The 13,311-nt window shown below is 70.1% G+C and carries 12 protein-coding genes; 3 read left to right on the top strand and 9 right to left on the bottom strand.

All coding sequences use genetic code 11. From position 1 onward, the window contains the following. Positions 1–68: 68 nt before the first annotated feature. Together ACIBQ8_RS29975 and ACIBQ8_RS29970 are read left to right on the top strand one after the other, a co-directional pair. On the top strand, positions 69–1,361 hold the full coding sequence (locus tag ACIBQ8_RS29975) for a flavin-dependent oxidoreductase (protein ID WP_397193506.1): 1,293 nt from the start codon (positions 69–71) through the stop codon (positions 1,359–1,361). A gap of 105 nt (positions 1,362–1,466) precedes the next feature. Beyond that, positions 1,467–2,240: an ABC transporter ATP-binding protein gene (locus ACIBQ8_RS29970; RefSeq protein ID WP_357971191.1), complete on the top strand. Its 774-nt coding sequence runs from the start codon at positions 1,467–1,469 to the stop codon at positions 2,238–2,240. An 82-nt stretch (positions 2,241–2,322) separates the two neighbouring features. Here ACIBQ8_RS29970 and ACIBQ8_RS29965 read toward each other — a convergent pair whose 3' ends face one another. From ACIBQ8_RS29965 to ACIBQ8_RS29940, 6 genes are all read right to left on the bottom strand, one after another. After that, positions 2,323–2,901, bottom strand: coding sequence for a GTP-binding protein (locus tag ACIBQ8_RS29965; protein WP_397169470.1), 579 nt, complete (start codon positions 2,899–2,901; stop codon positions 2,323–2,325). Beyond that, the gene (locus ACIBQ8_RS29960) at positions 2,882–3,286 is read right to left on the bottom strand and encodes a DUF742 domain-containing protein (RefSeq protein WP_397169472.1); all 405 of its coding nucleotides are present in this window, start codon (positions 3,284–3,286) and stop codon (positions 2,882–2,884) included. The genes ACIBQ8_RS29965 and ACIBQ8_RS29960 overlap by 20 nt, the downstream gene beginning before the upstream one ends. A gap of 19 nt (positions 3,287–3,305) precedes the next feature. Further along, on the bottom strand, positions 3,306–3,719 hold the full coding sequence (locus tag ACIBQ8_RS29955; protein ID WP_201760494.1) for a roadblock/LC7 domain-containing protein: 414 nt from the start codon (positions 3,717–3,719) through the stop codon (positions 3,306–3,308). Positions 3,720–3,724: 5 nt separating this feature from the next. Next, positions 3,725–6,970 carry a nitrate- and nitrite sensing domain-containing protein gene (locus tag ACIBQ8_RS29950; RefSeq protein ID WP_397193505.1) on the bottom strand — a complete coding sequence of 1,082 codons (3,246 nt, stop codon included), beginning with the start codon at positions 6,968–6,970 and terminating at the stop codon, positions 3,725–3,727. 251 nt (positions 6,971–7,221) lie between these two features. Beyond that, positions 7,222–8,619 (bottom strand): aminobutyraldehyde dehydrogenase, encoded by a 1,398-nt coding sequence (locus ACIBQ8_RS29945; RefSeq protein WP_397169475.1) that lies wholly within the window; start codon positions 8,617–8,619, stop codon positions 7,222–7,224. 18 nt (positions 8,620–8,637) lie between these two features. Continuing rightward, complete coding sequence (locus ACIBQ8_RS29940) at positions 8,638–9,909, bottom strand: glycosyltransferase (protein WP_397169477.1); 1,272 nt, start codon at positions 9,907–9,909, stop codon at positions 8,638–8,640. A 128-nt stretch (positions 9,910–10,037) separates the two neighbouring features. Between ACIBQ8_RS29940 and ACIBQ8_RS29935 the strand changes: the two genes are divergently transcribed. Next, on the top strand, positions 10,038–10,643 hold the full coding sequence (locus ACIBQ8_RS29935) for a TetR family transcriptional regulator (protein ID WP_352350268.1): 606 nt from the start codon (positions 10,038–10,040) through the stop codon (positions 10,641–10,643). On the opposite strand, the gene ACIBQ8_RS29930 is transcribed toward ACIBQ8_RS29935, so the two are convergent. From ACIBQ8_RS29930 to ACIBQ8_RS29920, 3 genes are read right to left on the bottom strand one after another with little or no spacing between them, the layout of a single operon-like run. After that, entirely contained in the window at positions 10,637–11,686 is a 1,050-nt protein-coding gene (locus ACIBQ8_RS29930) for an ABC transporter ATP-binding protein (protein ID WP_397169479.1), read from the bottom strand. The two genes, ACIBQ8_RS29935 and ACIBQ8_RS29930, sit on opposite strands and share 7 nt — an antisense overlap. Further along, the gene (locus ACIBQ8_RS29925) at positions 11,673–12,479 is read right to left on the bottom strand and encodes an ABC transporter permease (protein ID WP_397169480.1); all 807 of its coding nucleotides are present in this window, start codon (positions 12,477–12,479) and stop codon (positions 11,673–11,675) included. Before ACIBQ8_RS29925 ends, ACIBQ8_RS29930 begins: the two co-directional genes overlap by 14 nt. Continuing rightward, positions 12,472–13,230, bottom strand: coding sequence for an ABC transporter permease (locus ACIBQ8_RS29920; RefSeq protein ID WP_397169482.1), 759 nt, complete (start codon positions 13,228–13,230; stop codon positions 12,472–12,474). Before ACIBQ8_RS29920 ends, ACIBQ8_RS29925 begins: the two co-directional genes overlap by 8 nt. Between the last annotated feature and the right edge of the window lie 81 nt (positions 13,231–13,311).

Below are 13,311 nucleotides of genomic sequence, written 5' to 3'. Positions count from 1 at the left end.
CCAGATAGGAACGAGGTTAATGGGATAAGTCTGGTCTTCGGCCTGCAAAGGGCGAGAAACTTACCGTCATGTTCCCCGTCAGGGACACGTGGGACCGGATCGAGACCACTGGGGGCGACGTGAGGACGATGGTCGTGGGCGCCGGCATCGGCGGGCTCACCACCGCGCTCAGCCTGGCGGCGGCCGGGCTGGAGTGCGTGGTCGTGGAGGCGGCCGCCGCGCTGAGGCCGCTCGGCGTCGGGATCAACCTGCAACCGCACGCCGTACGGGAGCTGACCGAGCTGGGGCTGGCCGGCGAGCTGGCCGCGCTGGGCGTGGAGACGACCTTCATGACCTTCGCCGACCGGCACGGCAACGTGATCCTGGCGCTGCCGCGCGGGCGCTCGGCCGGCTACCGCTGGCCGCAGTACAGCATCCACCGGGGCGAGCTGCAGATGGCGCTGCTGGCCGCGGTCGAGGAACGGGCCGGCCCGGTGCGGACGGGCGTCCGCCTGGAGAGCTTCGAGCAGGACGGCGAGGAGGTCCTCGTCCGCCTCCGGCAGGGCGGCGAGCTGGTGGAGGAACGCGTGGACGTGCTCGTCGGCGCGGACGGCGTGCAGTCCACGGTACGGGCCCTGCTGCACCCGTCGCACGACCCGCTGCTGTGGGCGGGCATCCGGATGTGGCGCGGGGTGGCCGAGGCCGACCCCATCCTGGACGGCGCCACCGTGCTGGTCGGCGGCTCCAACCTGGCCGGGAAGTTCGTCACCTACCACATCTCGGCCAAGAACCCCCGGCTGGTCAACTGGGTGGCCGAGGTCAAGGTGGCCGGGCCAGGCGTCGCCGCGGAGGCCGACTGGTCGCGCGCGGGACGGCTGGAGGAGGTGGCCGCGCACTTCGCGGACTGGCGGTACCGGCCGGCCGACGTGCAGGGGCTGCTCGCGGCCTCCCCGCGCATCCTGGAGTACCCGATGGTGGACCGGGACCCGCTGCCCGTCTGGGGAGAGGGCCGGGTGACGCTGCTGGGCGACGCCGCGCACCCGATGTACCCGATCGGCTCGAACGGCGGCTCGCAGGCGGTGCTCGACGCGCGGGTGCTGGCCCGGTGCCTGGCGACGTCCGGCGACCCGGTCACGGCGCTCAAGGCGTACGAGGAGGAACGGCGTCCGCCCACGTCGGCGCTGGTGGTGGCGCATCGGGCGCTGCCCATCGAGGATACGATCGCACTGGTGACCGAGCGCGCGCCCGACGGGTTCGCCGACATCGCCGACGTGCTGACGGAGGCCGAGCTGGCCGCCATGGCCGGGGCGCAGCGGCGCATCTCCGACGCCGACGTCCGGGCGCTGAACGAGCGGGAGTCGTGGAGCGTACGCATCCCATGACAGCCGCGAAGACTCAAGGGTAAGATCCGACACCGTAGAGCCATCCCGACATTTCCGGCTTCCCGAGTCGGTCCTCCGCTCGCGGCCTCGCCCCCTAGGACATCCATGCTCGAGATAGAGAACCTCTCCCACGTCTACGGCGGCGGTGGCCCCAACGCGCACCACGCCATCGAAGGGCTGAACCTGAGCGTCGCCGCGGGCGAGCTGCTGTGCATCGTCGGGCCGTCGGGAGCCGGGAAGTCGACCCTGCTGCGCTCCATCGCCGGGCTGATCAGGCCGACCGGCGGCGAGGTCAGGGTCGAGGGCGAGCTGGTCCGGCAGACCCCCGACAACCTGGCGGTGGTCTTCCAGGACTACAGCCGGTCGCTGTTCCCGTGGATGTCGGTGGCCGACAACGTGGCCCTGCCGCTGCGCCGCCGGGGCATGGACAAGCAGCAGCGCCGCGAGGCCGCCCAGGAGGCGCTGGAGTCGGTCGGGCTCCAGGGCGCCGAGAAGAAGTACCCGTTCCAGCTCTCCGGCGGCATGCAGCAGCGGGTGGCGATCGCGCGGGCGCTGGCCTACCGGCCCTCGCTCATGCTCATGGACGAGCCGTTCGGCTCGGTCGACGCCCAGACCCGCGAAGACCTGGAAGACCTCGTGCTGAAGGTGCGCGGCCACCACCAGATGACGATCGTGCTCATCACCCACGACATCGACGAGAGCGTCTACGTCGGCGACCGCGTCGTGGTGCTGTCGAAGGCGCCCGCGCACGTGGTCGGCGACCTCAAGGTCGACCTGCCCGAACCGCGCGACCAGATCACCACCCGCGAGCACCCCGACTTCGTGCACCTCCGCGCCGAGGTCGGCCGGCTGGTGCGCGGCCACGCCGCCACCGTCTGAGGCGCGGGCCGGCGCGCGCGGACCCAGATCCGCGCGGGCGGGCGCGCGCTGATCCAGCTGCGCGCGCCCGGGGCGCGTCCGGCTACACCGGCGTGTGCGAGTGGCGGGTCAGCGCGTGCTCCACCAGCGTGATCAGGGTGGATTTCACCGTGTCGCGCTGGCGGGCGTCGAGGCGGACGATCGGGATGTGACCGCCGACCGACAGGGCCTCGCGGATCTCGTCCTCCGCGTGGGCGAACTGGCCGTCCCAGCCGTTGATGCCGATGACGAAGGGCAGCTTGGCCTCTTCGAAGTAGTCGATGGCGGGGAAGCTGTCCGCCAGACGGCGCGTGTCCACCAGCACGACGGCGCCGATCGCGCCGCGCACGAGGTCGTCCCACATGAACCAGAACCGGTGCTGTCCGGGGGTGCCGAACAGGTAGAGGATCAGGTCGCGATCCAGCGACACACGTCCGAAGTCCATCGCCACCGTGGTGGTCGTCTTGTTCGGCGTGAGCGAGACGTCGTCGACGTGGGCCGAGGCGTCCGTCATGACCGCTTCCGTGGTGAGCGGCAGGATCTCCGAGACCGCTCCCACGAACGTCGTCTTCCCCACGCCGAAGCCCCCGGCCACGACGATCTTCGTCGAGGTCAGACCGGGGCTAGAGCCTGCGAAGTCCACTGAGCACCCTTTCGAGCAAGTTGAGGTCCGGCTTTCCCGCTTCCAGCGCAGGCTGGTGCACGCGGATCAGGCCCTCCGACGCCATGTCGGCGATCAGCACCCGGACCACACCAAGGGGCTGGCGTAAAAGGGCGGAGATCTCGGCAACCGACCGGACGTTCCGGGTCAGCTGAATGATCGCCTGATACTCCGGACTCAGTAGGGAAATGTCTTGGTATTCCGACGTCACGGAGGACACCAAAGCCTCCATGGCGAACTTCATCCGCGGCGCGGTGCGCCCCCCGGTCACGGCATAGGGCCGTACCAGGGAACTCGGCTTCTGCGGACGAGGGGCCGCCGGATGCGGCGGAGTGCTATCACCAGCCCAACCCTGACCTGACACCATGATCTCCTGTCACCGCCCGCTAGCGGGGGCGGGCCGCTTGCAGCTCAGCGCGTACGGCCGGGGTGAGCACCTGACCGGCGCGCTCGACCAGCAGCGTCATCTGGTACGCCACGAGGCCCATGTCACAGTCGGGAGCCGCGAGGACGGCCAGACAGGACCCGTCGCTGATGGACATGATCATCAACAGGCCGCGCTGCATCTCGATGACGGTCTGGGTGACCATGCCGCCCTCGAAGACCCGCGCGGCGCCCTGCGTCAGACTGATCACGCCCGAGGCGACCGCGGCGAGCTGGTCGGCCCGGTCCTTGGGGAAACCCTCCGAGAAGGCCAGCGGCAGGCCGTCGGACGACACCACGACGGTGTGCGCGACGCCCGGCACGTTGTTCACGAAGTCGGTGATCAGCCAGCTGATGCCACGCGCTCCCTGGCTCATCTCTCTCATTTGTCCTCCTCATTCTCTTCGCCGCGGGTGAACGCGCGGCCTTGCCGCACTCCCTGCTGGAAGCTGGAGAGCCTGCTGCGCAACCGCTCGGGCGAGATCTGCGGCGGCGGTGACGTGGGCTGCGGCTCGGCGAGACTGGCCGTACCGGGCACGAGGTTGGCCTTGGGCACCCGGCGCGGCAGGCCCGAGGACGTCGTGCCGGCCTGGGCGGGCTGCGCGGCGGCCTGGGCCGCCTGGAAACCGGAGTCGGCGGGCGAGGACCACGACGCGCCGGCGCCCGACTGGCCGGGCCTGCGCTGCGGCAGCCCGGACCGGCCCACCGCCGGGGCGGCGGGCGGCGCGGCGGCCGGAGGGTCGGCGGGCACGGGCGGGTGCACGGCGGTGATCTCGTGCTCCTGCTCCTGCTCCTGCTGGCGCAGCTGCTCCGGGTCGGGCCTGCGGAACCAGTCCGAGCCGACGGACGAGAAGATCGGCAGGAACTCCTCGCTCTGCTCCTCCAGGGGCGAGGTCCGCACCACGGGGAGCGGGCCGGTCAGGTCCTGGGAGGAGTAGTCGCCCTGGCCGAACGGGCCGTAGGCGCCCGGACGGCTCTGCTCGTACTGGTCGGCGGGCTTGGGCTCCTCCGCGCCGAACCCCGGCAGGTCGCCGAAGGCCGCGCGGTAGGGCTCCTCGCCGAACGCCGAGGGGCGCGGCGGGTCGACCGACTCGAACAGGGACCGCCGCGGCGGCTCCTCGTTGAAGGCCGACTGGCCGAGCGAGGTGTCGCCGAAGGACGGCGAGCCGAAGGAGGACCAGCGGGGCTCCTCCGTCCCGCTCTGCGGCGGCTCGGTGGCGAAGGACGGCCAGCGGGGCTCGTCGTCCTGCAGCGGCGGCGGCTGCTCGGCGAAGGAGGGCCAGCGCTGCTCGCCCCACGGGGACTGCGGCTGCGGCTCGGGCTGGGCCGCCGGCGGGGCCGCGGGCGGCTCGTCGGCGAAGAACGGCTTGGACAGCTCGCCGAAGGCCGGCTTGGGCTCGTCCGCGAAGAAGGGCTTGGGCTCGTCGGGGAAGGACGGCTTGGGCTCCTCGGCGAAGGACGGCCAGCGCGGCTCGTCCCGGCCCGGCTCCTCGCCGAAGGATCCCCAGCGGGTCTCCTCCTGGGCCGGCTCGTCGGCGAAGGACGGCCAGTTGCCGGTGCCCGGGGCGGGCAGCGAGCCCGGCCACTGCGTGTCCAGCACCCGGTCGGCCGCGTCCGGCGCGGAGACGGGGGCGCCGTTCTGGCTCGCCTCGGCCGGCGCGGCGGCGACGCCGAACTGGCTCGGGTCGAACGTGGTGAACGCCTCGTACTGGCTGCCGGGCTGCTGCGGCATGCCGGCGCCGCCGCTGATGAGCATGTCGGGCATCATCACCAGCGCGCTCAGGCCGCCGGTCTCCCGCATGCTGAGCTGGACGCGGATGCCGTGGCGCAGCGCCAGGCGGCCGACCACGAACAGGCCCATGCGGCGGGAGACGCCGACGTCCACGACGGGCGGGTTGGCCAGGCGCCAGTTGGCCTCGGCGAGCTCCTCGGGGCTCATGCCGATGCCCAGGTCGTTGATGGAGATCATGACGCCGCCGTCGGCGGCCACGCTGGAGACCTCGACCTTGCTCTCGCGCGGCGAGAAGGAGATCGCGTTCTCGATCAGCTCGGCGAGCAGGTGGACGGCGTCGGTGACGGCCGGGCCGACGATCAGCGTGCCGGACGGGATCTTGATCTGGACCCGCTCGTAGTTCTCGACCTCCGACAGCGAGGCGCGGGCGATGTCGACCAGCGGCACCGGCTCGCTCCACTTGCGTGCGGCCTCCTGGCCGGCGAGGACCAGGAGGTTCTCGCTGTTGCGGCGCATGCGGGTGGCCAGGTGGTCGAGGCGGAAGAGGTTCGCGAGCCGCTGCTCGTCCTCCTCGCCCTGCTCCAGGCCCTCGATGAGCTGGAGCTGCCGTTCGACCAGCGTCTGGCTGCGGCGGGAGAGGTTGACGAACATGGCGTTGACGTTGGCGCGCAGCTTGGCCTCGTCGCCGGCCAGCCGGAGCGCCTCGCGGTGGACCTCGTCGAAGGCCCGCGCCACTTCACCGATCTCGTCGCGGGTGTTGACGCCGACCGAGGGCACATCGGGCATCTGCGCGCCGTCGCCGGACTCGCGCAGGATGCGGACGGTCTCGGGCAGCCGGGTGGTGGCCACCTGGAGCGCCTCGGCGCGCAGCCGGCGCAGCGGGCGGACCAGCGAACCGGCCACCCGGGTGGTGATGATCAGGACGAGCAGCAGCAGGACGAGGATGGTCGCGCCGCTGATGATGGCGTTGCGCTGCTCGGTGTCGCTCAGCTCGCGGGCCCTGGTCACGATCTTGGTGGCCAGGGAGTCCTCGACCTTGCGCATGGTGTTGCCGGCCAGGGTGGTGCTGTCGTACCAGCGGCTCAGGTCGCGGGCGGAGGTGACGTCGAGGTCACGGATCCGGTTGTACTCGCGGACCTGGGCCAGGGCGCGCTGCCGCATGGCGTCGGCGCGGTCGATGTCCGGCCCGCGCATGCTCTTCTGGTACGCCCGCAGGTCCGCCGGGTCGGCCTCCCGCTCGAAGGCGGTCAGCTCGGCCTGCTGGCGGCTCCACGAGCCGAGGAACTCCGACAGGTCGTCGTAGTCCAGCTCACGCTCAATGAGCGCGATCATGAGAATGGCCTGCTGCCTGGAGACTTCTTCCTTGACCCGCTGGAGCGAGCCGAGGGCGGCCACGTCACCCTGGAGGTCGTCGTCGTTCACGCCGTCGCCCAGGTCGCCCTGGATCGCGGAGAAGACGCCGATCATGGTGGTGTACGTGGTGATCGCGGCTCGCGGGGGCACGCCCTCGGCCACCATCGACGTGCGGAGGCTGTCCAGGCCGGTGAGCCACCGGCGCATGTTCTCCACGCCGTCGCGGATACGGGCCGAGTGCGCGGCGTCGATGGCGTTGGCCGAGGCCAGCACCTTCTTCTTGGCCGCGTCGACGGCCGCGCGCTGGGTCTTGAGCTGGACGAAACGCCCCGCCTTCGACTGGTCGGTGACGTACCACGCGGTGAGCGTGCGCTCCTTGGCCAGCTCGTGGTTGAGCCCGCCGATGCGCTGCACCAGCTCGGCGACCTGGGTCAGCCGGCGGTACTCGGAGCTCGTCCCGATGGCGTTGGCGAGCTGCACGCCCGCGAGGAGCACGCCCACGATGGTGGGGATGAGGATCAGCGCGATCAACCTCGAGCGCACACGCCAGTTCCCCAGCCGGAACCTTCCGCCTGTGTACTCCCCTGACCTCGTGTGCCTGGGGTTTTCCGTCCTCACTGACTCTCGCTACCTCTCGCCGGTACGTGCTCGAAAGAAATCAGACACGCGTGTGGCGCATGGGATTCTGTCCGGCTGGGTAATTGGAACACAGTCCGTACCAGACGGCCAACCGCACATTTCCCACTAAATGCACCCAAAGCGACACTTTGGGCGTCATATCGCCGTACACGTTTTCAGGCGGGCCGGAACGAATCCCGCTCCACGGGCGCCGCGTGCTTGACCATGAGGTGACGCGTCACCGAATACTCCTGCACCGCCTCCTGGCTCATGTCCTTGCCGAACCCGCTGCCCTTCACGCCGCCGTGCGGCGCCTCGCTGGCGATCGGCAGATGATCGTTCACCCAGGTCACGCCCACGTCGAGCCGGTGCGACACGCGCATCGCCCGCGCGACGTCGCGCGACCACACCGACGAGGCCAGCCCGTAGGGGGTGTCGTTGGCCAGCCGGACGGCCTCGTCCTCGCCGTCGAACGGCAGCGCCACAAGGACCGGTCCGAAAAGTTCACCTTGGACGATCTCGCTGTCCTGTGCGACATCGGTCACAAGCGTCGGCGGGTAGAAGAACCCGGGGCCCTCGACGGGCGCGCCGCCGTGCACGATCCGTCCGCCCGAGCGCGCGACGAAGCCGTGCACGCGCTCGCGGTGGGCGGCCGAGATCAGCGGGCCGATGTCGGTCGCCGGGTCCCAGGGGTCGCCCACGGTGATCTCGGCGAGCGTCGCCCGGATGGCCTCCACGGCGTCGTCGTAGATCTCGCGGGCGACGTAGACGCGGGTGGCCGCGGTGCAGTCCTGGCCGGTGTTGTACGTGGCGCCCATGGCCACGCCGCGGGCCATCTCGGCCAGGTCGGCGTCCTGGAAGACCAGGGCGGGCGCCTTGCCGCCGAGTTCGAGGTGCACCCGCTTGAGCGTGGCCGCCGCGCCGGTCATGACCGCCCGGCCGGTGCCGGTCGAGCCGGTGACGCTGACCATGTCCACGCCCGGGTCGGTCACCAGCGCCTGGCCGACCTCGGCGTCGCCGGTGACCGCCTGGACGAGCCCTTCGGGCGCGCCCGCCTTGGCAAACAGCTCGGCCAGGCGCAGCGTCGTCCGCGGCGTCTGCGGCGCCGGCTTGATGACCACGGCGTTCCCGGCGGCCACGGCCGGGCCGACCTTCCACACCGCCATGACGAACGGGAAGTTCCACGGCGCGATCGACCCCACCACCCCGACCGGACGGCGCAGCAGCACCGAGGTGTAACCGGCGCTGAACACCCCGGCCCCCGACCCTTCGAGCGAGCGGGCGGCGCCGGCGAAGAAGCGCAGGTTGTCGACGGCGAAGGGCAGCTCGCCGTCCCTGAAGACGGCCGCCGGCTTGCCGGTCTCCTCCACCTCCAGCCGGGTCAGCTCCTCGGCGTCGGCCTCCACCAGGTCGGCCAGGCGCAGCAGCAGCCGCTGGCGCTCGGCGGGGGTGGTCTGCGCCCACTCCTCGAACGCGCCCCGGGCGGTCCGGACGGCCGCCGCCACGTCGGCCACCGGGGTGTCCGCGATCTCGGCGCACGGGAGGCCGGTGGCGGGGTTGATCAGTTCACGCATGGAAAGTCCTCGAAATCCCTACTGGCCGAGCTGTTCGATCAGGTCGGCGGCCTTGCGCAGTCCGTCGCGGCGGCGGATCTCCTCGCCCGCCGCGGCGAGCCTCGCGCGCATCTCGGTGTCGCCGAGCAGGCGCTCCACGGCGCCGGTCAGCTCCTCGTCGGTGAAGGTGTAGGTCGAAAGCCTGACACCGTAGCCCAGCTCGTCCACCCGCTGGGCGTTGTCGTACTGGTCCCAGAACAGCGGCAGCACGATCATCGGCTTGCCGAAGTGCGCCGCCTCGGTGGTGGTGTTGTTGCCGCCGTGCGTGATGACCAGGTCGCACAGGGGGATGATCTTCGTCTGCGGCAGGAACTCGGCGCCGTACATGTTGTCGGCGAGCTTGATCTCCTCGTGCAGCGGGCCCTTGGAGACGATGTACTGGTGCCGCGTGCCGGCCAGGATGTCGATCACGCGCTGCATCAGCTCCACGTCGGAGGAGCCGAGCGAGCCGAGCGAGAAGTAGATCAGCGAGCCGTCGTTGCGCTGGAAGGGCAGCGTGAAGTCCTCGTCGGTCTCGCGCACCGAGGAGTCGAGCCGGTGCCAGCTCGGGCCGAGCGGGCGGGCGTCGGTGTAGTCGAGGATCTCGGGGAAGACGTAGAGGTTCAGGTCGCCCTCGTGGATGAAGTCCAGGTCGGGCAGCGGGGCGGCGCCCTGCTCGACGCACCACTCGTTGAAGGCGGTCCAGATCTCGCGGTGGGTGCGCTCGTACTCGGCGCGGAAGGCGTCCCAGCCGGAGCGGTCGTCGGCGGGCAGGCCGGAGAAGACCGGCGCGACGTTCTCGCCGCGCACCTCCAGCGGGTTGCAGGAGACGATGCGGACGAACTTCTTGCCCGCCGTGAGCAGCGCCGGGAACGTGATCACGTTGTCCTCGACGATCACGTCCGGGTTCACGCGCTCGATGATGGCCTTGAGCTGCGGCTCGCAGTACTTGGCGCCGTCGATGAGGGAGTCCCAGATGGGCTTGGTGACGGTGTCGAGCTGCTCCAGCGTGCTCTTGCGGTACTCCGGCGCGGTCTCGCGGATGAAGTCCTTCCAGAACTGGCCGGCGTCCTGCTCCTCGGCGTTCTCGGGCGGCGGCGCCAGGTCGACGAGGTCCTCCTCGAAGCCGAGCGCTTCGAGCTTGCCCTTCCAGGACGACTCCGCGGCGAAGACGACGCGGTGCCCGCGACGGCGGAGAATGTCGCCGATGCCGATGCAGTTGTTCGTGGGGCCGTACGCGCTCTCTGGCATGAACAGGATGGTGAGGGACATCGTGAACTCCGGGGGAACTCGTCAAATTGAAGAGGAATTCAAATACTCATCTAGCGTGAAGCGCAAGTTAAGTGCACTATGGTCACGGCCGATCTGAATGGTGACCAAACGCACGGGGGGTGGTGGTCGTGGCCCAGCGCAAAAGCCGTAGTGACCGGCGCATCGACTTGATCGAGGCCGCGCGCCGAGCCATCATCCGCCACGGCATCGACGGTGTACAGCTCTCGCACGTCGCCGAGGAGGCCGGTCTGACCTCCGGAGCCGTGCTCTACCACTACCCCGACCTGGGCGAACTGCTGGTCGAGGCGCAGCACGCGGGCATGGAGCGGTTCTACGAGCTGCGCATGCGCCGCCTGGCCGACTTCACCGACCCGGTCGAGAAGCTGGTCGTCACGATCCGGTCGGGGTTGCCGACCGGGCCGCTCGACCCCGACGTCCGCCTGCTCAACGAGCTGGGCGGCGCCGCGGGCCGCAACCGGGTCTACGGCGTGCTGCTCACCTCGCTGTACGACCGCCAGGTCTCGATGTACCAGGCGATCCTGGACACCGGGGCCGCGCTCGGGGTCTTCCGGCTGACGGCCGACTCCGTGACCGTCGCGCGCAACCTGGTGGCCCTGGAGGACGCCTACGGCTACCGCATCACCGCCAGGCATCCGCTGATCGGCCCCGACGAGGCGGCCGAGCTGATCCTGTCGTACGCGCGGGCGGCGACGGGCAACGACCTGGCTCATTGATCGACCGCCATGATGACGGCGTCCTGGGCCTCCCAGCGCACCTTCACCTTGGCGCCGGGCTGCACCGTGCTCGCCCCCTGCACCGCGGCGAGCACGGGCTTGGCCCGTCCCGGCACGTCCACGGAGATGTGCGAGACGCCGCCGTAGAAGCTCACGTCCAGGACGCTGCCCTTCAGGCCCCGCGCCGCGTTCTCGTCGGCCAGCTCGATCTTCTCGGGCCGCACCGCGAGCAGCGCCTTGCTGTCGGCTGCCAGGTCTTCGAGCGGGGTGCCGGCCAGCATGCCGAACTCCTCGCTCTTGATCCCGTCCAGGCCGGTGCAGACGCCCTCGAACAGGTTGTTCGCCCCGACGAAGTCGGCCACGAACGGCGAGCGCGGGCGCTCGTACAGGGCCACGGGGGCGTCCACCTGGCGCACGGTGCCGCTGTCGAAGACCGCGATGCGGTCGGCCAGCGACATGGCCTCCTCCTGGTCGTGCGTGACGACCACGAAGGTGATGCCCACCTCGCTCTGCAGCCGCTTGAGCTCCAGCTGCATGTCCGCGCGGACCTTCTTGTCCAGGGCCGACAGCGGCTCGTCGAGCAGCAGCAGCCGCGGCCGCTTGACGATGGAACGGGCCAGCGCGACCCGCTGCCGCTGGCCGCCGGACAGCTGGGCGGGCTTGCGCGAGGCGTGCGCCGACAGGCCCACGGTCTCCAGCACCTCGCCGACCCGCTGCTTGATCTCCTGCCGGGGCAGCTTCTCCCGCTCCAGGCCGTAGGCCACGTTCTTGGCCACGGTCATGTGCGGGAACAGCGCGTACGACTGGAACATGAGGCTGATCGGCCGCCGGTTGGGCTGCTTGGACAGCAGGTCCTCGCCGTCGAGCGTGACCGCGCCGGCGTCCGGCGTCTCGAACCCGGCGATGATGCGCAGCAGCGTGGTCTTGCCGCAGCCGGAGGGCCCGAGCAGGGCGAAGAACTCGCCCTGCTCGATCTCCAGCGAGACGCCGTCGAGCGCGGTGACGTCACCGAACCTGCGGGTGACCCCGTCAATCCTGAGCACGTGATTTCCCGATCTTGGTCATCCGCTGCCCGGCGATCACCGCCGTGAAGCTCACGAGGAGCAGGATCGCGGCCAGCGCGTTGATCTTCGGGGTCACCCCGAAACGAACCATTGAGTAGATGACGATCGGCAGCGTCGGCTCGGCGTTGCCGATCGTGAAGAAGGCGATCACGAACTCGTCCAGCGACAGCGTGAACGCCAGCAGGGCCCCGGCGACGATCCCCGGCACCAGCTGCGGCAGCGTGACCTTCATGAACGTGACCACCGGCCCGGCACCCAGGTCGCGCGAGGCCTCCTCCAGCGAGGTGTCGGCGTTGGTGAGCCGGGTGCGCACCACCGCCGCGACGAACGCCATCGAGAACACGGCGTGCGCGATGGTCACCGTGGGCAGGCCGAGCGCGAACTGGGCGTCCCACTGGGCCAGGAAAGTGTTGATCATGGCGTACAGGACCAGCAGCCCGATCCCGAGCACCAGGTCGGGCAGCACGGCCGGCATGAGCGAGATCGCGTCGAGGATCTTCGACCTGGTGTACCGGGCCAGGCCGACGGCCAGCAGCGTGCCGAGCACGGTGGCGATCGCCGTCGAGCCCGCGGCCACGATCAGCGTGTTGACCAGGCCCTCTCTGATCTTCTCGTCGGCGGCCAGCTCGCCGTACCACTTCAGGCTGAAGCCCTCGTAGGTGTAGGCCGACTTGCCGGAGTTGAACGACATGACGACCAGGACGATGATCGGCACGTACAGGAAGGCGTAGGTCGCCCAGAAGGGCACGTACAGCAGCTTGGGTCTACGCACGGCGGGCCGCCCACGCCTGCACGAGCAGCAGCAGGATCAGCACCGCGATCAGCGCCAGCACCAGCGCCGAGCCGAACGGCCAGTCGCGCGCGACCAGGAACTGGTTGCGGATCAGGTTCCCCACCATGATGGACTTGTTGCCGCCGAGCATCTCGGGGATGACGAAGTTGCCGAAGCTCGGCACGAACACGAACATCGCCCCGGTCAGCGCGCCGGGCAGGGTCAGCGGCAGCGTCACCTTCCGGAACGTGGTGAACGCCGAGGCCCCGAGGTTCGCCGACGCCTCGCGCAACTGCGGGTCGAGCTTCTCGATCGATGAGTACAACGGCAGCACCATGAGCGGCAGGTACGAGTAGAGCAGCCCGGTGACGATCGCGCCCTGGGTGTACAGCAGCTCCATCTCCTTGCCCAGCAGTGAGCTGAGCAGCCCCTGACTGCTGAGCATGATGATCCACGCGTAGACGCGGATGATGAAGTTCGTCCAGAAGGGCAGCACGATCGCCACCAGGGCGATCGTCTTCCACTTCGACGGGAGCTGGGCGATCAGGTACGCCGTCGGGTAGCCGAGCAGCAACGCGATCAGGGTGGCGATCGTCGCCATCTTCAGCGAGTCGCCCACGACGTTCAGGTAGAGCGAATCGAACAGGCGCTGGAAGTTCTCCAGCGTGAACTCGTAGACGATGCCCCCGAAGCGCCCCCGCTGGAAGACGGTGTAGCTGAGCACCAGCGCCAGCGGCACGAGAAGGAGCACGACCAGGTACGTCAGACCTGGCGAAAGGAAAACGAACGCGCCCAGCCGGCGACCCCGCTTACGGGACACCGGCCGGGCCTT

The sequence above is a fragment of the Nonomuraea sp. NPDC049646 genome, assembly GCF_044465525.1.
Taxonomy (GTDB): domain Bacteria; phylum Actinomycetota; class Actinomycetes; order Streptosporangiales; family Streptosporangiaceae; genus Nonomuraea.
This window is presented reverse-complemented; position numbering and strand designations above follow the sequence as displayed.